Source organism: Sulfitobacter alexandrii, from assembly GCF_001886735.1.
GTDB classification, from domain to species: Bacteria; Pseudomonadota; Alphaproteobacteria; order Rhodobacterales; family Rhodobacteraceae; genus Sulfitobacter; species Sulfitobacter alexandrii.
On sequence record NZ_CP018076.1, the window covers coordinates 2,438,183 to 2,461,431 of the forward strand.

A 23,249-nucleotide genomic window follows, 5' to 3' on the forward strand; every position below is an offset into this window, starting at 1 on the left:
TCCTCTTCTCCCGACCAAGGACAGCTCGTGGATACCTTGCGTTACATCGCCTACCGGCTTCTTCAGGCGGTTCCTGTCCTGCTGGGCGTCAGCATCATCACGTTCACGCTGATGGCCGCGACGCCCGGCGATCCCGTGCGCCTGCTGGTGGGCGACCGCGCCAGCGCCGAAACCATCGCCCTGATCCGCGACCGCTACGGTCTGGATGAGCCCGTGCTGGTCCAGTATTTCACCTATCTCAAGAACCTGCTCGCGGGCGATCTGGGCGCCTCGCTGCGCTACCGGGTGCCGGTCTCGCAACTGATCGCGCAGCATTACCCGGTGACGCTGTTCCTTGTCGTCTACACGGTCGTGCTGACGCTGCCGCCCGTGATCGCCCTCGCGGTCTGGTCGGCCCGGCGCCAAAACGGGCCGGCGGACCAGGTGATCCGCCTGCTGGGCGTGCTGGGTCTCGCGGTTCCGGTGTTCTGGCTGGCGCTGCTCTTTGCCCGGTTCTTCGGCGTGACCCTCGGATGGTTCCCGGTCAGCGGCTTCGGAGACACCCTGCCCGATCATTTCCTGCACCTCTTTCTGCCCGCGCTGTCGACGTCCATCTGGGTAGTCCCGATCCTCGTACGGACCCTGCGCGCCGCCCTCCTCGAGGAAATGGGCCGTGACTACGTGCTCACCGGTCAGTCCAAGGGGCTGGGCGACCGGCAGATCTTCCGAAGCCATATCTTCCCGAATTCGGTCCTGCCGACGCTGAACCTCTTTGCCGTGATCGTGGCCTACCTGCTGGGCGGCTCGGTGATCGTCGAGACGGTCTATGCCGTCCCCGGCATGGGCAAGCTGATGGTCGACAGCATCCTGGCGCGCGACTACTTCGTGGTGCAGGGCGCCACGCTGGTCTTTGCCCTGACGACCATCTTCGTGATGCTGGCGGTCGATCTGCTGTCGGCCCTGATCGACCCGCGGGTGACGCCATGAAACTGTCCCCGATGTTCGTGACCGGTGTGGTCCTGGTTCTGGTCTGGGGGCTGGTCGCAGCCGCCGCGCCGCTTCTGGCGACCCACGATCCCTTTGCCATCGACTTTGCCGCCATCCTGCAACCGCCGGGGGCCGACCATTGGTTCGGCACCGACAACGTCGGCCGCGACACCTACAGCCGGGTCGTCTACGGTGCGCGGCTCGCGCTCTACATCGGGTTGCTGGGGGTGGTCGCGCCGCTGGTGATCGGCATGACCATCGGGCTGACGGCGGGGTACTTCGGCGGTTGGGTCGACACGCTGGCCATGCGGCTGGTGGACATCACCGTGCCCTTCCCCTTCTTCGTGCTGGTGCTTTCAATCGTGGCCGTGCTGGGACCGGGGATCGAGAACTATTTCATTGCCCTCGCCCTTGTCGGATGGGTCGGCTATGCGCGCCTCGCACGCGCCGAGGCACTGGTGCTCAGGCAATCGGAGTTCGTGCTGGCGGCCCGGACGATGGGTTTCTCGCACGGGTACATCCTGCTGCGCCACGTTCTGCCGAACGCGCTGTCGCCCGTCGTGGTCTACCTGATGACCGACGTGACGCTGGTGATCCTCTTCGGTGCCGCGCTCGGCTTTCTCGGGATGGGGGTGTCGCCACCCGCTGCCGAATGGGGCGTGATGATCGCGGAGGGGCAGACCTATATCTCCACCGCATGGTGGATCAGCTTTTTCCCGGGACTGGCCATGGTGCTGATCGGCGTCGGGTTCGCATTGATCGGCGATGGACTCGCCCGGATGTTGAGGATCGAGCGATGAGCCCCTTGTTATCGGTACGCGACCTGTCGGTCCGCTTCGGCCAGACCACCGCGGTCGACGGCATCTCCTTCGACGTCGAACGGGGGTCCGCCCTCGGGATCGTGGGGGAAAGCGGCTCGGGCAAATCGGTCACCTGCAGGGCCCTGATGCGGCTCTTGCCCCCGGCGGCCCGGATCGAGGGGACCGCGACCTATGATGGTCAGGATCTGCTGGAAATGCCCCTGCCCGCGCTCAACCGCATCCGGGGCAAGCGCATCGCGATGATCTTCCAAAGCCCCGCCTCGCACCTCGATCCGCTGATGCGGATCGGCGATCAGGTGGCCGAAACGCTGCGCAAGCACACCACGATGAAGGGCCAGGCGGTTCGCGACGAAGTGGTGCGTCTGCTCGATGTGGTGCGGATCCCCGATCCCGAACGCTGGGCCCGGGCCTTTCCGCATCAGCTTTCGGGCGGGATGAAGCAGCGTGCGATGATCGCTGGGGCGCTGGCGTGCCAGCCGGACCTGCTGCTGGCCGATGAGCCGACCACCGCGCTGGACGCGACCGTGCAGAAAAGCGTGCTGGACCTGCTTGCACAGCTGCGGCGCGAACAGAACCTGTCGATGATCTTTGTCAGTCATGACCTGGGCGCGGTCGCGCAGGTCTGCGACGACCTGCTGGTGATGCGGCGGTCGAAGCTGATGGAAAGCGGCCCGGTCGCGCGGATCATCGACGCGCCGCAGCATGAGTATACCCGCCAGCTGATCGCCTCGCACCCCGACCGGTTGGCGCTGCGCCCCGTGGCCGACGCCGGAACCGGCGCGCCCCTGATCGAAGCGCGCGGCCTGCGGGTCCGCTACGGCGGGCGCAGCCTGGCCGACCTGGTCTCGGGCCGGGAGGGCGGCTTCGTCGCGGTGGAGAACGCGGATCTCGCGGTGCGACCGGGGGAAACGCTGGGAATCGTCGGCGAAAGCGGATCCGGCAAGAGCACCCTCGCCCGTGCCCTCGTCGGTCTGGTGAAACCGCGCGAAGGGACGGTTCATTTCGATGGCGCGCCCGCCGACCCGGCGGGCCGCGGGCGGGTCGCCTACCTTCGCGACGTGCAGCTGATCTACCAGCACCCGTTCGAAGCCCTGAGCCCGCGCATGACGGTGACGCAGGCCATTGCCGAACCCCTGCGCAGACACCGTCTGTGCCCCGCACGGGAGATCGGGACAAGGGTGGCGGACCTGATGGAACAGGTCGGGCTGCCCGGAAAACTGGCCGACCGCCATCCGCGTCAGCTTTCCGGCGGCGAATGTCAGCGGGTCGCGATCGCGCGCGCGCTCGCCTTCGATCCGCGCGTCCTGATCGCGGACGAGGTGACTTCGGCGCTTGACGTGACCCTGCAGGCGCAGGTGATGGACCTGTTGCTGAAACTGCAGAAGGAACGGGGACTTTCCATGATATTCATCAGCCATGACCTGGCCGTGATCCGCAGGCTGTGCAATTCGGTGATCGTGATGCGGCGGGGCCGGATCGTCGAGAGCGGCCAGACGGCTGCCGTCTTCGACGACCCCAAGGAAGCCTATACCCGCCAACTGATCGACGCGATCCCGCATCTGCGCGCGGGGGCGGCATGAAGAAACAGGCCCCGCCCCCTACCGGCCCCGCCCGCGCCCGCGTGACCAACGCGCGCAACCTGTCGAAGGCGGAAAGCGAGGTCGCGCTCTGGGTCGAGCGCAACTTCGACAACCTCCCGTTCGAGACGGCGGCGGATCTGGCGCTTGGCGCGGGTGTCAGCGAAATGACGGTCAGCCGCTTCGTGCGACGCCTCGGGTACGTCAACTTCAAGGCCTTCAAGGAAGCCGTCAACGCGGAATTCCGCAAGGGCGACAGCGACGCGGGCAGCCTTCGGTCCCGCCGTATCGCGATCCCGGACGGGACGGGGTCCGAACTGGATGCCCAGTTGCAACTGGAACTGGATGCGATCGTCGATGTCTACCGGATGGCGGGCACGCCGCAATGGAGCGCCGCGCTCGACGTGGTTCAGAAGGCCCGGCAGGTCAACATCACCGGCTTTCAGGGCGTCAAGGGCATGGCGATGGATTTCGCCACACGGCTGAAATACGCCCGCCCCGGTGTCCGCTTTGCCGACGGGCGGACGGGCAACTGGTCGGAGCTGTTCATCGAGGAACCGGAAACCTCCTGCGTCATCATGGTCGAAGTGGTGCCCTACGCCCATGAAGCGGTGAAGGTGGCCGAACTGTGCCTGCGGCGCGATGTGCCGCTTGTCATGATCACGGACCAGTACAGCGCGTGGCCCCGCAAGTACACGCCGCACGTTCTGTCGGTCGCGACCTCGACCCGGACGTTCCTCGACAGCACGGCGGGAATCGCGGCGCTGCTGGGCCTGTTCCTCAGCGGGATCACCGCCCGTGTCGGCGCGCGCGCGCAGGACCGCCTGCGCGAGATGCGCGAACTCGCCGCGCATTTCGATCCCTTTTCCTACGAGCCGGGCAGCCAGATGCGCCCGATCCTGTCCCGCGACCAGAAGGACGACGGCTGATGTCAACGCCTCCCCGCGCCCGCGACCTGGGCCTCCCGTTCTCCGGCAGCCCCGGTCCCTGCAATGCCATCACGGACGTTCCCGGCGTGACCGTCGGTTTCGCCACCGTGATCGAGGACCCGGTGCCGGGCCGGCACCGCGGGCTGTGCACCGGCGTGACCGCGATCCTGCCGCGCGGCACCAGCGGAGAGATCACGCCGGTCTGGGCCGGGCTGCATTCCTTCAACGGCAACGGCGAGCTGACCGGTGGGCACCACATCGCCGACCTCGGATGGTTCCTCGGGCCGGTGATGCTGACAAACAGCCACGGCGTCGGAATGACAAGTCACGCGACCGTCGGCTGGATGATCGACCGGCATCCGGACGTGTTCGAACACGATCACATGTGGTGCCTGCCGGTCGTGGGCGAGACCTACGACGGCGTGCTGAACGACATCAACGCGCGTGGCGTGACCGAGGCCCACGCGCGCGCCGCCCTCGACACCGCGGCGCCGGGGCCGGTGGCCGAGGGAAATGTCGGCGGCGGCACGGGCATGATCGCCTACGAGTTCAAGGGCGGCACCGGCACCGCTTCCCGCCGGATCACCGTCGCGGGGTTGGACTGCACGCTGGGCGTGCTGGTGCAGGCCAACCACGGCACGCGCGCGGCCTTCGAAGTGGCGGGAATTCCGGTTGGCCGCGAAATGCCCGAAAACCCCGTCTTCGAGTCCGAAACAGGATCGATCATCGTGGTGATCGCCACCGATGCGCCGCTCCTGCCGCACCAGCTCAACCGGCTCGCGCGGCGCGGCGCGATCGGGATCGGCCGGAACGGCACCACCGGCGGGCACAATTCGGGCGATATCTTTATCGCCTTCAGTACCGCCAATCCGCAGCAGAATCCGTGGCACGCGCCGGACGTCATGTCGCTGTCGGCGCTCAAGGACAGCCATCTCGATGCCTTCTATACCGCAGCGGTGCAGGCGACGGAGGAGGCGGTGCTGAACGCGATGGTCGCGGCCACGGACCGCATTGCCGTCAAGCCGAAGGGCAAGCTCGTGCAGGCCATCGACCACGACCGTCTGCGCGCTGTCATGGCCGCCGCAGGCCGCAACTGAAAGGACCCCCTGAATGGATATCGTGGATTGCTTCGGCCCACCGGCCCAACGCGGCCAGGCCCATGGCGAGACGCTCCGCACGCGGATTGCCAGCGCGCTCGACAAGTGGGAGGCCGCCACCATGGCCAGCCTCGGCGCCCGGGCCCCCGAAAGCATCGACCGCTACTGCGACGATTTCCTGTCGGGGACCGGTCTGCTCGGGCGCGCGGAGGCTGTGACCCCGGATCTGGTGACCGAACTGCGGGGAATCGCCGACGGCGCCGGTCAGAGTTTCGCGCGGATCGCGGTCTACAACCTGATGGACGAACAATGGTGGCACGACGCCAGCCTGACCTCGCCGCCGGGATGCAGTCTCGTGGCACAACCGGTCGCCGGCGGGCACGTTCTGGCCCAGAACATGGACCTGCCCGCGCACATGGACGGCTCGCAGGTGATCCTGCGGCTTGGCGGCCCCGACATTCCCCGGACGCTGCTGCTCAGCGCTGCCGGCATGATCGGCCTGACCGGCGCCAATGCGGACGGCCTTGCTGTCGGGGTCAATACCCTGCTGATGCTGGAACATGCGTCGGACGGTCTCCCGGTGGCCTTTGCCCTGCGCCACGCGCTGGGCGCGGGCACCCGCGCCGCGGCCGAAGCCCGGCTGGCGGAGACCGGACATGCCAGCGGGCAGCACTACGCACTGGTCACCCGCGACGGCATCGTTTCGCTGGAGTACTCGGCACGGTCCGGCACGCCTGTCCCCCTTCCCGCGTCGGGTCGGCTGTTGCATACCAACCACCCGCTGGCATCCGGTGACATTGATTCCGCCGCCATGAAACGGCTCCATGAGACGGGGGCCAACGCCTGTTCGGGGGACCGGCTGGGCTGGTTGGAGGCACGTCAGGACGACATCGCCACATCGGCAGAGGTCCGGGCGCTGTTCGACGACCCCGAGGCCCCGATCTGCATGCGCGCGGAGACCCACCGCGGCTCCATCACCTTCGGAAGCGTGCACTATACGCTCACCGACCGGACCGCCGTCGCCATGCGTCAGGGAATCACCGGTACCAACGATTGGCAGGTCTGCGACTTCGGCGAGGCCGGATAGGACGGCTTGATGCCGCCCCATCGCGCGACAAGGCCATCGAAGCGGATGCGCTGATTTCCGGCGCTACCAGCGACTGCCGGCACTTTCTGAGCAACGATTTCTAGGATGTCGGTTTCCGGAAGCCCGCGTTCACAAGGCTGTTCCAGTGATCCCGAGGGAGGAAGATGGTGCGGTCGGAGAGACTCGAACTCTCACGGGTGTTACCCCACAGCGACCTCAACGCTGCGCGTCTACCATTCCGCCACGACCGCACGCCATGGATGGTGAAGGCGGTTTAGACAAAGCGTGGCGGCTTGTGAAGAGGAAAATCAAACAAAAAAGGCCCCTGCAGCCAATCGGCGGCAAGGGCCCGTTTCACCGGCTGCCGGGGCCGTCCTATTCGCTGATGGAGAAGCTCGGCAGGGCGCTGCCCGAGGCCGGCTGCGGCGTCGGCAGGGCCGTGCCGTTGCCATTGCCCATCGCGGCGGCGCGGATCAGTTCGGTCCGTTCCGGCTGCCCCGGGACGAACACCGCGGCGGCGCCGGAATCGGCGGCGGCAAGGCCCGCCTCGTACCAGCTTTGGGCCATGTCGGCGCGTTTGGCGGGGCCGAAGCCCTGGCTCAGGTGGTGACCCATCAGTTCGCCATAGACGCCCTCACCCAGCGCGTAGAGCAGCAGGGCCGACCCCACGGCCACATCCATGTTGTCCGTCCGGTAGCCGACACCGAGGCAGATCTTGGCCGTCCCCTGAAGCTGCGCGGGCGACATGCCGGTGGTCAGCACGAAAGACGACACGTCCTGCACCACGGCATCGCGCGGCTTGAGCGACAGGGCCGCGACCTTGTCCTTCATCGCGGGACCGAAACCCGCGCATTGCTGGGCGATCTGGTCGGGGGTAAAGCCCTGAACCTGGCTTGCCAGTTCTTCGGACTTGGCGATGGCATAGGTCCGCGCGAGGCAGAACTGTTCGTTCAGCGCCACGTTGGGGTCGGTCATGCTTGCCAGCGTGGTAAAGCCGCCGTTGGTATTGGTGATCAGCGAAACGGTGTTGCAGTGCGAGGCCAGCGACGCCTGCGTTCCCGCGCCGAGGAAATTGGGCAGCCCGCCGGCCGTCGGCGCCGGGTCCGGCGCCACTGCGGCGGCAAGTGCCGCGGCACCGCCGAGCGGCGCCGCCGCCGCTGCTGCCGTCGCCGCCGTTGCCATCTGGGGCGCCTGCTGCGGGGCCACGACGATGGTCGTCGTGGGTGCGGTGCCCTGCCCCGCCGGCGACTGGCCCGCCATTTCCGCGCGGTAGGTCTTGAGCAGACCACGCGTCCCGTCCGGTGTCGCGGCGACCTGCTGCTGCACGGCATAGCCGCCCGCCTGCGCCCGGTTGTAGCTGGAGATCAGCAGGTTCTGTTCGAAAGCGGACAGCTGCCCCGTCACCGGATAACCCAGATAGGCCTGGTATTGCGATACCGCGTTGCGCGTGCGCCGCCCCAGTTGGCCATCCACCGTGCCGGCGTCGAACCCGAAGTAATTCAGGGACGCCTGGATGTTGCGCCCCTCCTGCGTGGACGGCAGCGACGAGCGGGCGGATTTCGTCGACTTCTTGCGGTAGGTCCGCTTGGTCGTGGTGCGGCGCTGCTTGTTGGCGTTCGCGCCGACGATACCGCCGATGATCGCGCCCGCGATGAAATCGCCCGCGTCCGCCTCGACCCGGTCCGCCGGGATCACCGCCACCGAAAGGGCCAGCACCGCCCCTGTCATTGCCTTGTAAATCATCAATCCGCTCCGAAAATGAATCGTTCTTGTGAGTATGCCCCGGCAGGCTAACACAACATAATTCGCCGCAGGAAACCTTTTTGTCCCAATTGGCCGGCGATACCTTGAAAAACCTGCGGTTCGGGCAGATGTGTTTATGTCAGCCCGTCGAAAGGATGCCGCTCATGACAGTCTCTTCAATGCCATCGCAGGACAAGGTCGTGCAGGTCGATATCGTCTCCGACGTCATGTGCCCCTGGTGCATCGTGGGCTACAAGCAGCTGGAACAGGCGCTTGGCTTCGTCGGGGCCGGTGCCTATCTGCGCTGGCACCCGTTCGAGCTGAACCCCGACATGCCGGCCGAGGGTCAGAACCTGACCGAACACATCGCCGAGAAATACGGCGCCACCCCCGCGCAATCCGCCGAGAACCGCAAACGTCTCGTGCAGATCGGGGAGGAATTGGGCTTCACCTTCGCGTTCGACGCGGACAGCCGGATCGTGAACACGTTCGAAGCGCACCAATTGCTGGACTGGGCGCTCGAGGCCGACCTCCAGCATCCGCTGAAGATGGCGCTTTTCGACGCGCACTTCACCGAAGGGCGCGATGTGTCGGACCGGCAGGTGCTGGTCGATGTCGCGGAAAGCGTGGGCCTGAAGCCCGGCGCGGCCCGAGAGGTGCTGGAATCGGGCAGCCACGCCGACCAGACCCGCGCGCGGCAGGCGTTCTGGACGTCCCGAGGGATTTCGGGCGTGCCGTCGATGGTGTTCGACGGGCGCTACCTGCTGACCGGAGCACAGGGCGTGCAGAACTACGCGCAGATGCTGACCCGCGTGCTGCAGGAAAAGGACGCCGCCTGATCCGTCCCGCCGGTCAGATGCCGTTGACCGGCACCTTGAGCATCAGATTGCCGTCCTTGTCGCGAGGCAGCGCGCCCGCGCGCATGTTGACCTGAAGTGACGGGATGATCAGCTTGGGCACCGCCAACTGCGCGTCGCGTTCCGTCCGGAACTTGATGAACTCCTCGCGGGTTTTGCCGCCCCCCACGTGGATGTTGTGCGCGCGCTCTTCGGCCACGGTGGTCTGCCACTGGATGTCGCGGCCGTTCGGCCCATAGTCGTGGCACATGAAAAGCCGCATGTCGTCCGGCAGCGTCAGCACCTTCTGGATGCTGTCGTACAGCTGTCCCGCATCACCGCCCGGAAAATCCGCCCGTGCGGATCCGCCGTCCGGCATGAACAACGTGTCGCCGACAAAGGCCGCGTCCCCCATCACATGCACCATGCAGGCGGGTGTGTGACCGGGCGTGTAGATGGCGAAACAGGTCATCTCGCCGACGCGGTAGGTGTCCTTGTCCCTGAACAGCGCGTCGAACTGCGAACCGTCGCGCTGAAACTCGGTGCCTTCGTTGAAGATCTTGCCGAAGGTTTCCTGCACGACCATGATCTTTTCGCCCACGCCGATCCTGCCACCCAGTTTCTGCTGGATATAGGGTGCCGCGCTCAGGTGGTCGGCGTGCACATGGGTTTCGATGATCCAGTCGAGCGTGAGGCCCCGCGCTTCGATCTCGGCGATCAGCGCGTCGGCGTGATCGTAGGTGATGCGCCCGGCGGCGTAATCGATGTCCATCACGCTGTCGATGATCGCGCAATGATCGCTGGCGGGGTCCTTGACGATGTAACTGATGGTGTTCGTCGCCTCGTCGAAATGCGCCGAAACCTCGGGGCTGACGGTCATGTCCACGGGATAGGTCATGGGAAATCCTCCAATAGGCCACGTCCCGCCGCGCAGGGCGGCGGCACGGCACCATGATAAACCCGTTTCGCATCCCCGCAAGCGGCACGCCGTGCCGACGATCTTGCCGCTGCGCCCGATCGGGCATAGACATCGCGCATGGTGGAATGGATCGTCACGGACGGATTGACCGACTACCGCGCCGCAGAGGCGTGGATGGAGGCGCGCGTGGCCGCGATCTCGGCTGGCATGGCGGATGAATGCATCTGGCTGCTCGAGCATCCGCCCCTCTATACCGCTGGCACCTCGGCGCGGCCGGAACACCTGACCGATCCGGCCCGCTTTCCGGTGCACGAGACCCGGCGCGGGGGGCAGTACACCTATCATGGCCCCGGCCAGAGGGTCGCCTACGTGATGCTGGACGTGGCCGCGCGCGGAAGGGACGTGCGCTGTTTCGTGCGGCAACTGGAGGATTGGGTGATCGCGACGCTGGGCCAGTTCAACGTGACCGGCGAAATCCGCGCGGGCCGGGTCGGCGTCTGGGTGCAGCGCCCCGAAAAGCCGCCACAGCCCGATGGCACCCCCGCCGAAGACAAGATCGCCGCGATCGGCATCCGCCTGCGCAAGTGGATCAGCTTTCACGGCATCAGCATCAACGTGGAGCCGGATCTTGGCCATTTCTCGGGCATCGTGCCCTGCGGGATCAGCGATCATGGCGTGACCTCGCTGGTGGATCTCGGACTGCCCGTCAGCATGGCGGACGTGGACGTGGCGTTGCATGCGTCTTTCGATCAGGTCTTCGGCAGGCCCGCGCGCCGCTGCGCCGCGTCCTGAGCGGGGTCCGGATGCTGCCGGGGAGATGATTCCCCCGTTTCGATCGAGCGCGCCCGCTTCACCCCCCTCGTCCGTCCCCTGCTGCGGCGTCAGGGCGGCGTTACATGAACGAAAAACGCGCGCCTGCGACACCTCGCCCATTGCCCCCATGCCCAAGCCGCTTTAGAACGGCCCCAATCCGCACCACGTGACAGCCAACAGGCGTGGTGCGCCCCATGAGTTCAAGTTTCAGGAGGCACCGCATGGCAGACGCAGCCATTCAAGGCCATGACCATCACGACGACCGCGGTTTCTTCACCCGCTGGTTCATGTCAACCAACCACAAAGACATCGGCATTCTTTACCTGATCGTTTCCGCGCTTGCCGGTTTCGTGTCGGTGGCCTTCACGGTCTACATGCGCCTCGAGCTGATGAACCCCGGTGTGCAGTACATGTGCATGGAAGGGGCCCGGATGTTCGCCGACGCCTCGGCACCCTGTACGCCGAACGGGCACCTCTGGAACGTGCTCATCACCGGCCACGGTATCCTGATGATGTTCTTCGTCGTGATTCCCGCGCTTTTCGGTGGTTTCGGCAACTATTTCATGCCCTTGCAGATCGGTGCGCCGGACATGGCGTTCCCGCGGCTGAACAACCTGTCCTTCTGGCTGTACGTGGCGGGCACGACGCTTGCGGTATGCTCGGTGCTGGCACCGGGCGGCAACGGTCAGGCGGGTTCCGGCGTGGGCTGGGTGCTCTATCCGCCGCTGTCCGTGAAGGAAGGCGGCATGTCCATGGACCTCGCGATCTTCGCGGTCCACGTCTCGGGCGCCTCGTCGATCCTCGGCGCGATCAACATGATCACGACTTTCCTGAACATGCGCGCCCCCGGCATGACCCTGTTCAAGGTGCCGCTGTTCTCCTGGTCGATCTTCGTCACGAGCTGGCTGATCCTGCTGTCGCTGCCGGTTCTGGCGGGCGCCATCACCATGCTGCTGATGGACCGCAACTTCGGCTTTGCCTTCTTCGACCCCGCGGGCGGCGGTGACCCGGTTCTGTACCAGCACATCCTGTGGTTCTTCGGCCACCCGGAAGTGTACATCATCATCCTGCCGGGCTTCGGCATCATCAGCCACGTGATCGCGACCTTCTCGCGCAAGCCGATCTTCGGCTACCTGCCGATGGTCTGGGCGATCATCGCCATCGGTGCGCTGGGTTTCGTCGTCTGGGCGCACCACATGTACACCGTGGGGATGACCCTGAACCAGCAGGCCTACTTCATGCTGGCGACCATGGTCATCGCGGTGCCGACAGGTGTGAAAGTGTTCAGCTGGATCGCGACGATGTGGGGCGGCTCCATCGAGTTCAGGACGCCCATGCTCTGGGCGTTCGGCTTCCTGTTCCTCTTCACCGTGGGCGGTGTTACCGGTATCGTGCTGTCGCAGGCCGCCGTGGACCGCTACTACCATGACACCTACTACGTCGTGGCGCACTTCCACTACGTGATGAGCCTTGGCGCCGTGTTCGCGATCTTCGCGGGGATCTACTTCTACTTCCCCAAGATGACCGGCAAGATGTATCCTGAATGGGCCGGCAAGCTGCACTTCTGGGCGATGTTCATCGGGGCTAACCTGACGTTCTTCCCGCAGCACTTCCTGGGCCGTCAGGGCATGCCCCGCCGCTACATCGACTACCCCGAGGCATTCGCCTACTGGAACCACTGGTCGTCGCTGGGTGCCTTCCTGAGCTTCGCATCGTTCCTCTTCTTCTTCGGGATCATCGCCTATTCGCTGGCCCGCGGTGCGAAGGTGACGGCGAACAACCCCTGGAACGAGTACGCCGACACGCTCGAGTGGACCCTGCCCAGCCCGCCGCCCGAACATACGTTCGAGCAGCTGCCGAAGCGGGAAGACTGGGACAAGCAGCCCAGCCACTGAGCCGGCAAGATCTTCGAGAGGCCCCGACCACCGTCGGGGCCTTTTGCATTTGGAGACGGATCAAAGCAGATTGACAGGTGACCGCCGCTGGCCGAACGTGAAGGCACATTATCGGAGTGCCTTTCATGAAACAGTCATTTCTCGCTGCCGTCTGCATCCTTTCCGCCGGTCCCGCCCTCGCCTTTGACATCGGCTTCGACTGGTCCGGGCTGAAATCCTGTACCAGCGGCAGACCCAACACCGTCGCCAATCCCGCCTTTGCACTGCGGGACGTGCCCGCCGGAACGAAATTCATCCGCTTCAGGATGACCGATCGCGACGTGCCCAATTACAATCACGGCGGCGGCGTGGTGGCCTACAACGGCCAGCAGGTCATCGCGCCGGGCGCCTTCAAGTACAAGAGCCCCTGCCCCCCAACGGCATTCACACCTACGAGTGGACGGCGACGGCCCAAACCAAGAAGAACGGCGGGGCATTGGCCACCGCGCGCGCGGCACGCAAGTATCCCTAAGATGCAGGTCACGCTCACGTCGCTCTATGCCGGAATGCTGGCATTGGTGTTTCTCGTGCTGAGTGCACGGGTGATCCTGTATCGCCGGGCGCATCTGATTTCGCTGGGTGACACCGGCGACAAGGCATTGCTGAAACGGATACGTGCGCAGGCCAACTGGGCGGAATATGCGCCCCTGGGCCTGCTGCTGATGCTGCTGGCCGAACTGAACGGCGCCCCCGCGATGGCGCTGCACATGATGGGTCTGGCCCTGCTATCAGGCAGGGTGCTGCACGGCGTCGGTTTCTCCTGCACCCCGCAGAAGATGATGCTGCGACAGGCCGGTATGGTCCTCACCCTGGGCATGATCGGACTGAGCGCCCTTGGCCTTATCGGCCACGCGCTGTTCTGAACTTTGCGCCTGCGAAAAAATTCGTCGCAATCCGTCATTTCCCCCTTGCAGCGGAGCGCGGGGATGGGTATCTCCCCCTCACCCAAGGATGCGGGCGTAGCTCAGGGGTAGAGCATAACCTTGCCAAGGTTAGGGTCGGGCGTTCGAATCGCCTCGCCCGCTCCAATTGGGTCCTGTACCCCACAGGATATACAAGGCCGCCTTTCGGGGCGGCCATTGTATTTCCGGCGCTTCCTTTGCCAGCTGTCATCGCATTCTGCAGTCCTGCCCCCACAGCGCGGGGCATCGCCTCATGCGCTCCCGTGAACTGCAGGCGGCCTTCCGAAACCTCGCGCGAACCTTACCCGAATGGCCACCGGCATCTGACGAATGTTGTCTTTTGCAAGGCGGACGCGATGGGCGGATCCTCGCCGCCGCAGTCCCGCCACAGCGAAAAGCGCCGATATCATACAATCTTTAATTGCATTTCCGTCATAATTTCGCCCGCTTTTCCGCGTTAGCTGATGACATCCCGACGAACGGGAGCTGCACGATAACAACCGCACCCCTGACTTGAAAAAGGTGACCTATGCGACTTCTCGCCGTTGATGATGATCCAGTAGTGCTCGATCTGCTGAGTGTCGTGTTCGGCCAGGAGAACATGCCGGATATCACCTGCGCCCAGTCCGCCGAGCAGGCGCTGACGATCCTCAAGGAAGACGAGGACGGATTCGATTGCCTGGTCCTCGACATCGAGATGCCCGGCATGAACGGCATCACGCTGTGCCGCGAGGCACGCAAGATTTCCGGTTACCGTGACACCCCGATCGTGATGCTGACGTCGGTCAGGGAACGGATCGCGATCGAGAGCGCCTTTGCCGCCGGCGCGACGGACTACGTGACAAAGCCGTTCGACGTGAAGGAGATCACCACCCGGATCCGCGTGGCCAAGCGCATGTCAGAGACCACCGAGCGTGCGCCGCGGCTCGACCCGCTCGCGCCGCAGCACGACGCCGAAAAGGGTGTCCATGACTTCGAGATCACCTGCCCCGTGCGCCTGAACCAGCAGGAACAGCTGATCCTCCCGTTCTCCCTGGGCAATTACCTGTCGCAGCTTTCGCGGCAGGCGCTGGACAATTGCTGTGTCTTCGCCGTCAAGATCGAAGGCATCGACAAGCTCTATGCCAATTGCACGACGCAGGAATACGCCATCGCCCTGTCCGAGATCGTGGATGCCATCGTAGAGGTGGTGGACCATCCGAACCTGCTCATGGCCTATGAAGGCAACGGCATCCTGCTGGCGATCAGCCAGGGGGCAGAACCCCCGGAATGGCCCCTTATCGAAGACCGCACGCATAGCTTGCTGAACGAGGGATCGGCGATCTATGCCGACGGCACACCGATGGACCTGCGCGTGTCGATCGGGAACCCGATTCCTCCCTATACCAACCGCAACCAGCGGGTGAAAAAGACGTTCGACAGGGCCATCGACAGGGCCATGATGCGCAGTCGCAGCAACGCGGCCCTGCGGCAGAAGAACGGCAAGGGATCGCCGGCTGGCATCCTTTGACCCGCGCCCCGGCGGACGCCGGCGTCAATTGATCGGGAATTGTCCAAGGCAGCGCGCGGCGTTGCGCTGGTAATCGTCCAGCGTCGCCCTGACCGTCCGGCGATCGCGCACGACGGCCATCGCCGCTTTTTTCTGCGCCCAGGTGCCGCTCACATGGCGTTCGAGGATCAGGATGGTCACGCCCAGCATGACCTCCTTTTCCTCGTCGCTGATCAGGTCGGCGCCGGCCAGCGCAACGGCGGTCAGTGCAAGCGTGTTGGAACACCTCAGCGCCGCCGCCTCGCGCCCTTCGTAGACCTTTTCGGCGGCCACAGCAGGCGGCGCGAAAACCGAGGCGAGGCCGATGACCGCGGCGAAGATCCCGGGTCGGCTCATCAGAAGACCTTGAATGTCATCGTGGTGAGCGACCTTTCGATGCCGTCGATGGTCAGCAGGTTGTCATTGATGAAAACGCCCACGTCCTCCCCCTTGGGAATGTAGAGCTTCATCAGCAGGTCATAGTCGCCCGATGTCGAATAGAGCTCGGAATGGATCTCGCGCAGGGCGATTTCCTCTGCCACGCGGTAGGTTGTGCCGGGTCGGCATCTGATCTGGACAAAAACGCAGGTGGTCATCGGACCCTCGGAAACTGGATGACCCTGACGGTCGCACATGGCCCCGGCGCCTGCAATCCCTGATCCGGTCTTGGCGTCCCGGCGTGCCCTGCTATAAGGCTGCTGACGCCAGCCAGAGAGGCCCCCATGCGCCAGACCAGCCTGACCCGCAAGACCGCGGAGACCGATGTCAGCGTCGAGATCAATCTTGACGGCACCGGAACCTACGACAACCAGACCGGCGTGGGATTCTTCGATCACATGCTCGACCAGCTTGCGCGGCATTCGCTGATCGACATGAAGGTGCGGGCGACCGGCGACCTGCACATCGACGATCACCACACGGTCGAGGACGTGGGCATCACGCTGGGACAGGCCTTGGCCAAGGCGCTTGGCGACAAGCGCGGCATCCGCCGGTACGGCGCCTGCCTGCTGCCCATGGATGACGCACTGGTCCGGACGGCCCTGGACCTGTCGGCACGCCCCTACCTCGTATGGCAGGTCGATCTGCCGACCGCGAAGATCGGCACGTTCGACACCGAACTGGTGCGCGAGTTCTTTCAGGCCTTCGCCACGCAGGGCGGCATCACGCTGCACGTGGACATGCTGCACGGGCTGAACAGCCATCACATCGTCGAGGCGGCCTTCAAATCCGTCGCGCGCGCGCTTCGCGAGGCGGTGGAAGTCGATCAGCGCAAGTCCGGCGACATTCCGTCGACGAAAGGCGCGCTCTGATGGCGATGCTCCCTGTCCCCGGCGCGCCATGCTGACCGCCATAATCGACTATGAAAGCGGCAACCTGCATTCCGCGCACAAGGCTTTCGAGCGCATGGCGCGGGAGGTCGGCGCAGGCGATGTCGTCGTAACGGCGGACGCCGGCGTGGTCGCCCGTGCGGACCGCATCGTGCTGCCCGGTGACGGCGCCTTTCCGGCCTGCATGGCGGCGCTGCAGGGTGCCGGCGGGGTCTACGACGCCATGGTCGAGGCGGTCGAGGTAAAGGGCCGGCCCTTCCTCGGCATCTGCGTCGGCATGCAATTGATGGCCAGCATGGGCCGGGAATACCGCGACACGCCGGGACTGGACTGGATCGCGGGGGATGTTACCCGGATCACCCCGTCCGATCCCACGCTGAAGGTGCCCCACATGGGGTGGAACGACCTTGTCATCGATCACCCCCACCCGGTCTTCGACGGGGTCACCACGGGCGATCACGCCTATTTCGTCCATTCCTACCACATGGCGGTCGACAACCCGGCGCAGCGCCTTGCGCATGTCGACTATGCGGAGGAGGTGACGGCGATCATCGGGCGCGACACGATGCTGGGCATGCAGTTTCACCCGGAAAAGTCGCAGACCACGGGCCTGCGACTGATCGCCAATTTCCTGTCATGGACCCCCTAGCCTAGGCTTTCAGGAAAGCCAGCATGTCCTGTGTCAGCCTGTCCGCGTGGGTGGCGGTCAGCCCGTGCGGCGCGCCTTCGTATTCCTTCAGGCCGGCGTTTTCGATCATCTTGGCGGCCTGTCTGCCGGAGGTATCGATCGGCACCGTCTGGTCGGCGGTGCCGTGCACCACCAGCGTCGGCACGTCGAAGGCCGTCATGTCGGCGCGCATGTCGGTCTTGCCAAAGGCATCGACGCAGTCGAGCGTCGCCTTCGGGCTGGCCATCATCGCCATGTTCCAGGTCCAGCGCAGCACGGGGTCGCTGACCCCGCCACCCTTGGTCCCCTGCCCGTAGAAATCCTTGAAGAAACCGTTGAGGAACCCGGCCCGGTCGTCCCGAAGGCCTGCCTTGATGTCGCTGAACACGTCGTCCGGTACGCCGTCGGGGTTGTCCTCCGCCTTGCCCATGAACGGCGCGACGGACGAGATCAGCATCGCCTTCGCGACCCCGCGCCCCTCGTGCCGGGACATGTAGCGGGCGACCTCGCCCCCGCCCATCGAGAATCCAGCGATGGCCGCGTTCTTCAGGTCCAGACCGCCGATCACCGCCGCCAGATCGTCGGAGAGCGTGTCGTAATCGTAGCCGTCATAGGGTTGCCCCGAGCGACCGAACCCGCGGCGGTCGTAGCTCACCACCCGGTATCCGGCCTCGGCCAGTCCCAGCGCTTGCGTTTCCCAGGAATCGGCGTTCAGGGGCCAGCCGTGGATCAGTACCACCGGCTGTCCGGTGCCCCAATCCTTGACGTAAAGCTGGGTCTGATCGGTGGTCGTGACAACGGGCATTGAAGTTCTCCTTGGCTATGTACCAGGGAGGAAACGACCGCGCCCGTGCCAATGTTCCGACCGGTTACTTGACCCGCTGCCAGGTCTGCTTGGAACAGATCAGCCCGCCGGCCACGCATCCCGACAGCTGCAGGGAATTGCCTGAAACGGACATCTTGCCGATGTAGACTTTGTTGTTCGACGGCCGCCAGACCTTGCCGGCGTACTTGCCGCCGCCTTCGGGTGTCATGTCGATCACCAGGGTCTTGCCCAGGTTGGGCGACTTGTATTCGCCGCTGTCGTTGAATGTCCGGGCGATGGTGCCGCAGATCGCTGCCCCGCAGGGCGCCATCTTGACATGGGCATAGGCGCCGTCGTCCACCTGCGTCTGCCAGGTGCCGACCGCCGGGTCGGCCGCCTGTGCCGCACCGGCGAGGCCCAGCGCGAACAGGGTCGCTGTGATCAGTTTCTTCATGAAAGGTTCCTCCCTTTGCAGGGCAGTCTGGATCAGGCCCGGTTTTCTGACAAGGCTGACCTCGGGTCGCGTTGCAAATCGGCTCGGCCCGTGCAAAACCGCATCACGCCACAGTTCGGAACACGCACATGATCCTCTACCCCGCGATAGACCTCAAGGACGGACAGGCCGTGCGCCTGGTTCACGGCGACATGGACCGCTCGACCGTGTTCAATGACGACCCCGCCGCCCAGGCCTGTGCCTTTGTCGACGCGGGCTGCCAGTGGCTCCACCTGGTGGACCTCAACGGCGCATTTGCCGGCGCCCCGGTCAACGCCGCCCCGGTGGAGGCGATCCTCAAGGCCTGCGACGTGCCCGCACAGCTCGGCGGCGGAATCCGCGACATGGCCACCATCGAAAGCTGGCTCGACAAGGGGCTGGCACGCGTGATCCTCGGCACCGTCGCGGTGGAAAGCCCAAACCTGGTGCGCGAGGCCGCCCGCGCCTTTCCCGGCCGGGTGGCCGTCGGCATCGACGCCCGCAACGGCAGGGTCGCAACAAAGGGCTGGGCGGAAGAGACCGACGTTCAGGTCACGGACCTCGCCAGGTCTTTCGAGGACGCCGGCGTGGCGGCGATCATCTATACCGACATCAACCGCGACGGCGCCATGGGCGGCCCCAACATCGACGCAACAGCCGCCCTCGCCCGCGCGGTCGACATCCCGGTCATCGCCTCCGGGGGCGTGTCATCGCTCGATGATCTGATCGCCCTGCGCGACACCGGCGTGATCGAAGGTGCCATTTCCGGCCGCGCCCTCTATGACGGGGCCATCGACCTTGCCACCGCGCTGAAGGCCCTGTCCCGATGATGCCGGTGTTCCCGAAATACACGATCGGCCTTTGCGGCGTGTCCGGATCAGAGACATGCTGAAGACCCGTATCATTCCCTGCCTCGACGTGGCCGACGGTCGCGTGGTCAAGGGCGTCAACTTCGTCGGCCTGCGCGATGCGGGCGATCCGGTGGACGCCGCCATCGCCTACGATGCCGCGGGCGCGGACGAACTGTGCTTTCTCGACATCCACGCCACGCACGAGAATCGCGGCACGATGTTCGATCTGGTCCGCCGCACCGCCGAACACTGCTACATTCCGCTCACCGTCGGCGGCGGTGTACGCACCGTGGTCGACGTGCGTGCCCTGCTTCTGGCGGGGGCGGACAAGGTCAGCTTCAACTCGGCTGCCGTGGCCAACCCCGACGTGGTGGCCGACGCCGCCGACCATTTCGGCAGCCAGTGCATCGTCGTCGCCATCGACGCCAAGACCGTAAGCCCCGGCAAGTGGGAGATCTTCACCCACGGCGGCCGCAGGCCCACCGGCATCGACGCCGTCGACTTCGCCGGCACCGTCACCGCCAAGGGAGCGGGGGAAATCCTGCTGACGTCGATGGACCGTGACGGCACCCGGTCCGGTTTCAACCTGCCCCTGACCCGCGCGATCTCGGATGCGGTCGAGGTGCCTGTCATCGCCTCCGGCGGCGTGGGCACGCTCGACCATCTGGTCGAGGGCGTGCTCGAGGGCGGCGCGTCGGCCGTTCTGGCCGCGTCGATCTTCCACTTCGGCGAATTCACCATCCACGAGGCCAAACAACACATGGCCGCCGCCGGCATCCCGATGAGACTGACATGACCCTCGACGACCTCTACGCGACAATTCTCAGCCGCAAGAACGCCGCCCCCGACAGCAGCTGGACGGCGCAGCTCCTGGCAAAAGGCCCCGAGAAATGCGCCGAGAAATTCGGCGAGGAAGCGGTGGAGGCGATCATCGAAGCCGTCAAGGGCGACCGCGCCGCGCTCACGTCGGAGGCCGCGGACGTGCTCTATCACCTGCTGGTCATGCTCGCCGCCCGCGAGGTTCCCCTCGACGACGTGTTGGCCGAACTCGACCGCCGCCAGTCGCAATCCGGCCTGGCCGAAAAAGCCTCCCGCTGACCTTCACCCCCTGTCTTCTTTATGCCGGAAATACTCGGGGGAGTTTGAGGGGGCAAAGCCCCCTCATCCAAAAAATGGATCGTGTCGCGCGCAGCGCGGCCAGTCGGCACCGACCGCCGCGCTCCCTACAGCTTGCTGGATATCCGCCCGGTCGCGAAGCCACCCATCCTCAGTTCGCCGTGCAGACGCTGGTACTCGATCTTCGGACAGCGATTCTGGATCACGGTCACCCCCCGCGCCTCCGCCTTGGCCGCCGCCTCCGCATGTTCGACGCCGATCTGCATCCAGATGGTCTGCAGGCCGGGAAAGGCGGCCAGCGCCTCGTCCACGATCTCGGGCACGGCTTCCGAGCGGCGAAAGATGTCGACCATGTCCACACCGCCTTCGATCGCCGAAAGCGACCCCCGCACGCGACGGCCAAACACCGTCTCGCCCTCGTGCAGCGGGTTCACCGGGATCACATCGTATCCTCTCAGCCCCAGGTAGCGCGCGACGTAATAGCTCGGCCGCACCGGGTTGAGCGACACCCCCACCACCGCGATCCGCCGCGTGCGGGCCAGGATGTCTCTGAGCAATGTGTCGGAATAGGTCATCTGGCGAGTCTACCCCGGAAATCCGTGCCATTTCGACATAAAAAAGCGCCCTCCTGAATGAATCAGGGGGCGCATCAGGTACGGAACGAGGGACAGTACAGTGACGCCGGGCGTTCCGTGCCCGCCGTCCTGCACTCTACATAGGAAGCCGCGCGGCGCATTAAAGGGGATGCGCGCGGTCGTGACACGCCGGGCCGATCCCGGCATCTTTCCGCCTGCGCCCGTCAATCGAAGATATCCTCGACCACGTCGAACGCCTCTTCCGCCATCCTGCGCCAGAGCGACTTGCGCGGTTTGCGCGGCCTTGATTTTGCCGGCTTGCGGCGCGCGTTCGCCTGCGGTTCAGGGGCGGCGGGAAACCGGCGCAGGCCGGGTTGGTGACTGATACCGGTCTTGCGGGGTTTTTCCTTCACCGGCAGGGACTTGAGATCATGCAGCGGTGCCGCGCATTGCGCGCAGGACAGCTCGTGCCGTCCCCGGTCCAGCGTCAGTGCCGCCCGGGTCCCGCAATAGCAGCAGGTCGCGATCTTGGTCGGGTAGGTCAGAGGTCCGCTCCGTCAGCCGTTCACTCTGGCCGCATATAGGGCAATCGCGGCCGCATTTGAAACGTTGAGCGACCCGAACTGCCCGGCTGCGTCAATCCGTACCAGCGCATCGACCGTCTCGCGGGTCTTTTCGCGCAGGCCCGGTCCCTCGGCGCCAAGGACCAGCGCCACCGGGCGGTCCCGGCGCCCCGCAACGGCGGCCTCGATGGTCGTGTCGGCCTCTCCGTCCAATCCCAGCACGAGGTACCCCATGCCCTGCAACGCCCGGATGGCGTCGGCAAGGTTGCGCACCCGGAGGTAGGGCTGGCGTTCCAGCGCGCCCGAAGCGGTCTTGGCCAGCGCGCCGGTTTCGGGGGCCGAGTGGTGGCGGGTGCCGATCACGGCGGAGGCACCAAGGACCTCGGCCGACCGCAGGATCGCGCCGACGTTGTGCGGATCGGTCACCCGGTCCAGCATCAGGACACGGGGGGCGGCACTATCGCCGATGCAGACGTCTTCCAGCCGGCCCCAGTTCAGGGGTTTGACTTCCAGCACCGCGCCTTGGTGCACCGACGCCGGGTCGAGCGGCGGACGGAACTTGCGCGGGTCCACCACCTGCGGCTCCATGCCCGCGGCGGCGACCGCATCCTCCAGCTTGGCCAGCGCATTGGGCGTGACCATCAGCGTCAGTTTCTCGCGGGCCGGGTTGACCAGCGCGTCACGGACGGCGTGCAGCCCGAACAGCCAGACCGTGGCTTGCGCCTCGGCCTTCTTGTCCTGTTCCTTCTGGACCACCCATTTCGGCTTTTTCATCTCGTTTTCCCCGTTCGGACCGGCAGGCCGGTCCGGCACTAATTTCGCCTTGACGCCTCTCAGGGTCGCTTGTAATCACGCCCCCACGTCGGGCGCAATGCACCAGGCGTAAGTGGGCGACAGGCCGCAAGGTGTGGCAGGGGACTGTAACTCCCTCGCGGAGACGCACGCCTGGTTCGATTCCAGGGTCGCCCACCACTTTCCCTTACCGAATATGACGAAAGTCGTGGCGCCGGCGGCAACTGCCGCATCGGCGACAAGCAGGCCGCGACATTCTGCGGGGCGTCTCAGGGCATCAGCACCGCGGAACGCTCGAACGTCTGCGCGTCCATGCTCAGGTCGTCATAAACGATCTGCACCGTGATGCGCGCGACCCCGCCCCCCCGCAGGGACAGATAGGGCAGCCCGTCCGTTTCGGTGATGGCGTTGGGCGTGGCGGTCTGCAGGTGGCAGGGCGGCAGCGGCCAGTTCTGCATCGGCTCGTCGTTGACCGAAATGGCGAGCGCCGACAGGCCGCAGCGCCAGCTCCACAGGTGCGTGACATAGAGAAGATCCTTGCCGTCGTACTCCCGCAGCGCGACCCAGTTGCCCCGCGTCGCGTTCAGGATCGGCTTGACCTCGGCCGCTGTCGTGAACCGCCCGCCGGGCGTCTGGTTTTCGGCGACCAGTCCCGCGGGAACGACGGCCATATTGAACCCGGCCCCGCTTGCGGACGGCGGCGTATCCGCGGCAGCCGTGGCCCCGCCACTGACGGCGCCCTGCCCGACCGCGTCCGCCGCCTGCCCCGCCGATGGCGCCGACACCGGTGCAACGGCCGGGGCCACTTCGGCCGTGGTGGCACCGCCATTGCCTGGCCCACCGGCGTCCGCCCCGTTGATACCCGCCGCCAGAATGGCAAAAAAGAAATCCAACATCGCTCAAATCCCCCGATTGCGGCCGAAATGCC

The 23,249-nt window shown here is 65.6% G+C and carries 26 protein-coding genes and 3 tRNA genes; 18 read left to right on the top strand and 11 right to left on the bottom strand.

The features are described from left to right. Positions 1-27: 27 nt before the first annotated feature. The 6 genes from BOO69_RS11960 to BOO69_RS11985 are packed head-to-tail and all read left to right on the top strand — an operon-like array spanning position 28 to position 6,477. On the top strand, positions 28-966 hold the full coding sequence (locus BOO69_RS11960) for an ABC transporter permease (protein WP_071972373.1): 939 nt from the start codon (positions 28-30) through the stop codon (positions 964-966). Beyond that, positions 963-1,766, top strand: coding sequence for an ABC transporter permease (locus BOO69_RS11965; protein ID WP_071972374.1), 804 nt, complete (start codon positions 963-965; stop codon positions 1,764-1,766). The genes BOO69_RS11960 and BOO69_RS11965 overlap by 4 nt, the downstream gene beginning before the upstream one ends. After that, positions 1,763-3,367, top strand: a complete 1,605-nt coding sequence (locus BOO69_RS11970; protein ID WP_071972375.1) for a dipeptide ABC transporter ATP-binding protein — start codon at positions 1,763-1,765, stop codon at positions 3,365-3,367. The genes BOO69_RS11965 and BOO69_RS11970 overlap by 4 nt, the downstream gene beginning before the upstream one ends. Next, on the top strand, positions 3,364-4,293 hold the full coding sequence (locus BOO69_RS11975) for a MurR/RpiR family transcriptional regulator (protein ID WP_071972376.1): 930 nt from the start codon (positions 3,364-3,366) through the stop codon (positions 4,291-4,293). Before BOO69_RS11970 ends, BOO69_RS11975 begins: the two co-directional genes overlap by 4 nt. Continuing rightward, positions 4,293-5,390, top strand: a complete 1,098-nt coding sequence (locus tag BOO69_RS11980; RefSeq protein ID WP_071972377.1) for a DmpA family aminopeptidase — start codon at positions 4,293-4,295, stop codon at positions 5,388-5,390. Before BOO69_RS11975 ends, BOO69_RS11980 begins: the two co-directional genes overlap by 1 nt. 13 nt (positions 5,391-5,403) lie before the next feature. Continuing rightward, positions 5,404-6,477: a C45 family autoproteolytic acyltransferase/hydolase gene (locus BOO69_RS11985; protein ID WP_071972378.1), complete on the top strand. Its 1,074-nt coding sequence runs from the start codon at positions 5,404-5,406 to the stop codon at positions 6,475-6,477. 165 nt (positions 6,478-6,642) lie between these two features. Here BOO69_RS11985 and BOO69_RS11990 read toward each other — a convergent pair. Then, positions 6,643-6,728: transfer RNA gene (locus BOO69_RS11990), tRNA-Leu, on the bottom strand. Positions 6,729-6,852: 124 nt separating this feature from the next. After that, positions 6,853-8,220, bottom strand: coding sequence for a peptidoglycan-binding domain-containing protein (locus BOO69_RS11995; RefSeq protein ID WP_071972379.1), 1,368 nt, complete (start codon positions 8,218-8,220; stop codon positions 6,853-6,855). Between the two features lie 164 nt (positions 8,221-8,384). Between BOO69_RS11995 and BOO69_RS12000 the strand changes: the two genes are divergently transcribed. Next, positions 8,385-9,059 (top strand): DsbA family oxidoreductase, encoded by a 675-nt coding sequence (locus BOO69_RS12000; RefSeq protein ID WP_237267450.1) that lies wholly within the window; start codon positions 8,385-8,387, stop codon positions 9,057-9,059. A 13-nt stretch (positions 9,060-9,072) separates the two neighbouring features. On the opposite strand, the gene BOO69_RS12005 is transcribed toward BOO69_RS12000, so the two are convergent. Further along, complete coding sequence (locus tag BOO69_RS12005; protein ID WP_083545513.1) at positions 9,073-9,954, bottom strand: MBL fold metallo-hydrolase; 882 nt, start codon at positions 9,952-9,954, stop codon at positions 9,073-9,075. Between the two features lie 138 nt (positions 9,955-10,092). On the opposite strand from BOO69_RS12005, the gene lipB reads away from it, so the two are divergent. The 5 genes from lipB to BOO69_RS12030 all read left to right on the top strand — a co-directional run bounded on the left by lipB (position 10,093) and on the right by BOO69_RS12030 (position 15,134). Beyond that, the gene (gene lipB / locus BOO69_RS12010; RefSeq protein ID WP_071972381.1) at positions 10,093-10,767 is read left to right on the top strand and encodes a lipoyl(octanoyl) transferase LipB; all 675 of its coding nucleotides are present in this window, start codon (positions 10,093-10,095) and stop codon (positions 10,765-10,767) included. A gap of 242 nt (positions 10,768-11,009) precedes the next feature. Then, complete coding sequence (gene ctaD / locus BOO69_RS12015) at positions 11,010-12,683, top strand: cytochrome c oxidase subunit I (protein ID WP_071972382.1); 1,674 nt, start codon at positions 11,010-11,012, stop codon at positions 12,681-12,683. Positions 12,684-12,808: 125 nt separating this feature from the next. Then, the gene (locus tag BOO69_RS23635) at positions 12,809-13,585 is read left to right on the top strand and encodes an MAPEG family protein (protein WP_335743920.1); all 777 of its coding nucleotides are present in this window, start codon (positions 12,809-12,811) and stop codon (positions 13,583-13,585) included. Between the two features lie 90 nt (positions 13,586-13,675). After that, positions 13,676-13,750: transfer RNA gene (locus BOO69_RS12025), tRNA-Gly, on the top strand. A 403-nt stretch (positions 13,751-14,153) separates the two neighbouring features. Next, on the top strand, positions 14,154-15,134 hold the full coding sequence (locus BOO69_RS12030) for a response regulator (RefSeq protein ID WP_071972383.1): 981 nt from the start codon (positions 14,154-14,156) through the stop codon (positions 15,132-15,134). A 24-nt stretch (positions 15,135-15,158) separates the two neighbouring features. Here BOO69_RS12030 and BOO69_RS12035 read toward each other — a convergent pair whose 3' ends face one another. Continuing rightward, on the bottom strand, positions 15,159-15,509 hold the full coding sequence (locus BOO69_RS12035; protein WP_071972384.1) for a hypothetical protein: 351 nt from the start codon (positions 15,507-15,509) through the stop codon (positions 15,159-15,161). After that, positions 15,509-15,748 carry an Lrp/AsnC ligand binding domain-containing protein gene (locus BOO69_RS12040; RefSeq protein ID WP_071973793.1) on the bottom strand — a complete coding sequence of 80 codons (240 nt, stop codon included), beginning with the start codon at positions 15,746-15,748 and terminating at the stop codon, positions 15,509-15,511. Before BOO69_RS12040 ends, BOO69_RS12035 begins: the two co-directional genes overlap by 1 nt. A 126-nt stretch (positions 15,749-15,874) precedes the next feature. Between BOO69_RS12040 and hisB the strand changes: the two genes are divergently transcribed. After that, the gene (hisB, locus tag BOO69_RS12045) at positions 15,875-16,462 is read left to right on the top strand and encodes an imidazoleglycerol-phosphate dehydratase HisB (protein WP_071972385.1); all 588 of its coding nucleotides are present in this window, start codon (positions 15,875-15,877) and stop codon (positions 16,460-16,462) included. Between the two features lie 28 nt (positions 16,463-16,490). Next, positions 16,491-17,129: an imidazole glycerol phosphate synthase subunit HisH gene (gene hisH / locus BOO69_RS12050; protein WP_071972386.1), complete on the top strand. Its 639-nt coding sequence runs from the start codon at positions 16,491-16,493 to the stop codon at positions 17,127-17,129. Between the two features lies 1 nt (position 17,130). On the opposite strand, the gene BOO69_RS12055 is transcribed toward hisH, so the two are convergent. Together BOO69_RS12055 and BOO69_RS12060 are read right to left on the bottom strand one after the other, a co-directional pair. Then, positions 17,131-17,952 (bottom strand): alpha/beta fold hydrolase, encoded by an 822-nt coding sequence (locus tag BOO69_RS12055; protein ID WP_071972387.1) that lies wholly within the window; start codon positions 17,950-17,952, stop codon positions 17,131-17,133. A 64-nt stretch (positions 17,953-18,016) separates the two neighbouring features. Next, entirely contained in the window at positions 18,017-18,406 is a 390-nt protein-coding gene (locus BOO69_RS12060; protein ID WP_071972388.1) for a DUF2147 domain-containing protein, read from the bottom strand. Positions 18,407-18,534: 128 nt separating this feature from the next. On the opposite strand from BOO69_RS12060, the gene hisA reads away from it, so the two are divergent. Genes hisA through BOO69_RS12075 form a run of 3 tightly spaced genes read left to right on the top strand, consistent with a single transcriptional unit; the run spans position 18,535 to position 20,373 of the window. Further along, positions 18,535-19,254 (top strand): 1-(5-phosphoribosyl)-5-[(5-phosphoribosylamino)methylideneamino]imidazole-4-carboxamide isomerase, encoded by a 720-nt coding sequence (hisA, locus tag BOO69_RS12065; RefSeq protein WP_071972389.1) that lies wholly within the window; start codon positions 18,535-18,537, stop codon positions 19,252-19,254. A gap of 55 nt (positions 19,255-19,309) precedes the next feature. Then, entirely contained in the window at positions 19,310-20,071 is a 762-nt protein-coding gene (gene hisF, locus BOO69_RS12070; RefSeq protein WP_071972390.1) for an imidazole glycerol phosphate synthase subunit HisF, read from the top strand. Further along, on the top strand, positions 20,068-20,373 hold the full coding sequence (locus tag BOO69_RS12075; RefSeq protein WP_071972391.1) for a phosphoribosyl-ATP diphosphatase: 306 nt from the start codon (positions 20,068-20,070) through the stop codon (positions 20,371-20,373). The genes hisF and BOO69_RS12075 overlap by 4 nt, the downstream gene beginning before the upstream one ends. Positions 20,374-20,498: 125 nt before the next feature. Here BOO69_RS12075 and BOO69_RS12080 read toward each other — a convergent pair whose 3' ends face one another. From BOO69_RS12080 to rlmB, 3 genes are all read right to left on the bottom strand, one after another. After that, a complete protein-coding gene (locus BOO69_RS12080) occupies positions 20,499-20,966 on the bottom strand; it encodes a CoA-binding protein (protein WP_071972392.1) in 468 nt (155 codons plus the stop codon). Between the two features lie 224 nt (positions 20,967-21,190). After that, positions 21,191-21,511, bottom strand: a complete 321-nt coding sequence (locus tag BOO69_RS23700; protein WP_071972393.1) for a hypothetical protein — start codon at positions 21,509-21,511, stop codon at positions 21,191-21,193. A 12-nt stretch (positions 21,512-21,523) separates the two neighbouring features. Then, complete coding sequence (gene rlmB, locus BOO69_RS12090) at positions 21,524-22,303, bottom strand: 23S rRNA (guanosine(2251)-2'-O)-methyltransferase RlmB (RefSeq protein WP_071972394.1); 780 nt, start codon at positions 22,301-22,303, stop codon at positions 21,524-21,526. A gap of 114 nt (positions 22,304-22,417) precedes the next feature. On the opposite strand from rlmB, the gene BOO69_RS23050 reads away from it, so the two are divergent. Beyond that, positions 22,418-22,501 (top strand) — tRNA-Tyr (locus BOO69_RS23050). Between the two features lie 89 nt (positions 22,502-22,590). Here BOO69_RS23050 and BOO69_RS23430 read toward each other — a convergent pair. Beyond that, positions 22,591-23,217: a hypothetical protein gene (locus BOO69_RS23430; protein WP_071972395.1), complete on the bottom strand. Its 627-nt coding sequence runs from the start codon at positions 23,215-23,217 to the stop codon at positions 22,591-22,593. Between the last annotated feature and the right edge of the window lie 32 nt (positions 23,218-23,249).

Excerpts from the sequence above, each read along its gene's own strand:
- BOO69_RS11995 (WP_071972379.1), bottom strand. The coding sequence starts at position 8,220 with ATGATTTACAAGGCAATGACAGGGGCGGTGCTGGCCCTTTCGGTGGCG.
- BOO69_RS12040 (WP_071973793.1), bottom strand. The coding sequence starts at position 15,748 with ATGACCACCTGCGTTTTTGTCCAGATCAGATGCCGACCCGGCACAACC.
- BOO69_RS12030 (WP_071972383.1), top strand. The coding sequence starts at position 14,154 with ATGCGACTTCTCGCCGTTGATGATGATCCAGTAGTGCTCGATCTGCTG.
- BOO69_RS23635 (WP_335743920.1), top strand. The coding sequence starts at position 12,809 with ATGAAACAGTCATTTCTCGCTGCCGTCTGCATCCTTTCCGCCGGTCCC.
- hisB (WP_071972385.1), top strand. The coding sequence starts at position 15,875 with ATGCGCCAGACCAGCCTGACCCGCAAGACCGCGGAGACCGATGTCAGC.
- BOO69_RS12035 (WP_071972384.1), bottom strand. The coding sequence starts at position 15,509 with ATGAGCCGACCCGGGATCTTCGCCGCGGTCATCGGCCTCGCCTCGGTT.
- hisH (WP_071972386.1), top strand. The coding sequence starts at position 16,491 with ATGCTGACCGCCATAATCGACTATGAAAGCGGCAACCTGCATTCCGCG.
- BOO69_RS12080 (WP_071972392.1), bottom strand. The coding sequence starts at position 20,966 with ATGACCTATTCCGACACATTGCTCAGAGACATCCTGGCCCGCACGCGG.
- BOO69_RS11985 (WP_071972378.1), top strand. The coding sequence starts at position 5,404 with ATGGATATCGTGGATTGCTTCGGCCCACCGGCCCAACGCGGCCAGGCC.
- BOO69_RS11975 (WP_071972376.1), top strand. The coding sequence starts at position 3,364 with ATGAAGAAACAGGCCCCGCCCCCTACCGGCCCCGCCCGCGCCCGCGTG.
- BOO69_RS23430 (WP_071972395.1), bottom strand. The coding sequence starts at position 23,217 with ATGTTGGATTTCTTTTTTGCCATTCTGGCGGCGGGTATCAACGGGGCG.
- lipB (WP_071972381.1), top strand. The coding sequence starts at position 10,093 with ATGGTGGAATGGATCGTCACGGACGGATTGACCGACTACCGCGCCGCA.
- BOO69_RS12075 (WP_071972391.1), top strand. The coding sequence starts at position 20,068 with ATGACCCTCGACGACCTCTACGCGACAATTCTCAGCCGCAAGAACGCC.
- hisF (WP_071972390.1), top strand. The coding sequence starts at position 19,310 with ATGCTGAAGACCCGTATCATTCCCTGCCTCGACGTGGCCGACGGTCGC.
- BOO69_RS12005 (WP_083545513.1), bottom strand. The coding sequence starts at position 9,954 with ATGACCTATCCCGTGGACATGACCGTCAGCCCCGAGGTTTCGGCGCAT.
- BOO69_RS11970 (WP_071972375.1), top strand. The coding sequence starts at position 1,763 with ATGAGCCCCTTGTTATCGGTACGCGACCTGTCGGTCCGCTTCGGCCAG.
- BOO69_RS12000 (WP_237267450.1), top strand. The coding sequence starts at position 8,385 with ATGACAGTCTCTTCAATGCCATCGCAGGACAAGGTCGTGCAGGTCGAT.
- BOO69_RS11980 (WP_071972377.1), top strand. The coding sequence starts at position 4,293 with ATGTCAACGCCTCCCCGCGCCCGCGACCTGGGCCTCCCGTTCTCCGGC.
- ctaD (WP_071972382.1), top strand. The coding sequence starts at position 11,010 with ATGGCAGACGCAGCCATTCAAGGCCATGACCATCACGACGACCGCGGT.
- BOO69_RS12060 (WP_071972388.1), bottom strand. The coding sequence starts at position 18,406 with ATGAAGAAACTGATCACAGCGACCCTGTTCGCGCTGGGCCTCGCCGGT.
- hisA (WP_071972389.1), top strand. The coding sequence starts at position 18,535 with ATGATCCTCTACCCCGCGATAGACCTCAAGGACGGACAGGCCGTGCGC.
- BOO69_RS11965 (WP_071972374.1), top strand. The coding sequence starts at position 963 with ATGAAACTGTCCCCGATGTTCGTGACCGGTGTGGTCCTGGTTCTGGTC.
- BOO69_RS12055 (WP_071972387.1), bottom strand. The coding sequence starts at position 17,952 with ATGCCCGTTGTCACGACCACCGATCAGACCCAGCTTTACGTCAAGGAT.
- rlmB (WP_071972394.1), bottom strand. The coding sequence starts at position 22,303 with ATGAAAAAGCCGAAATGGGTGGTCCAGAAGGAACAGGACAAGAAGGCC.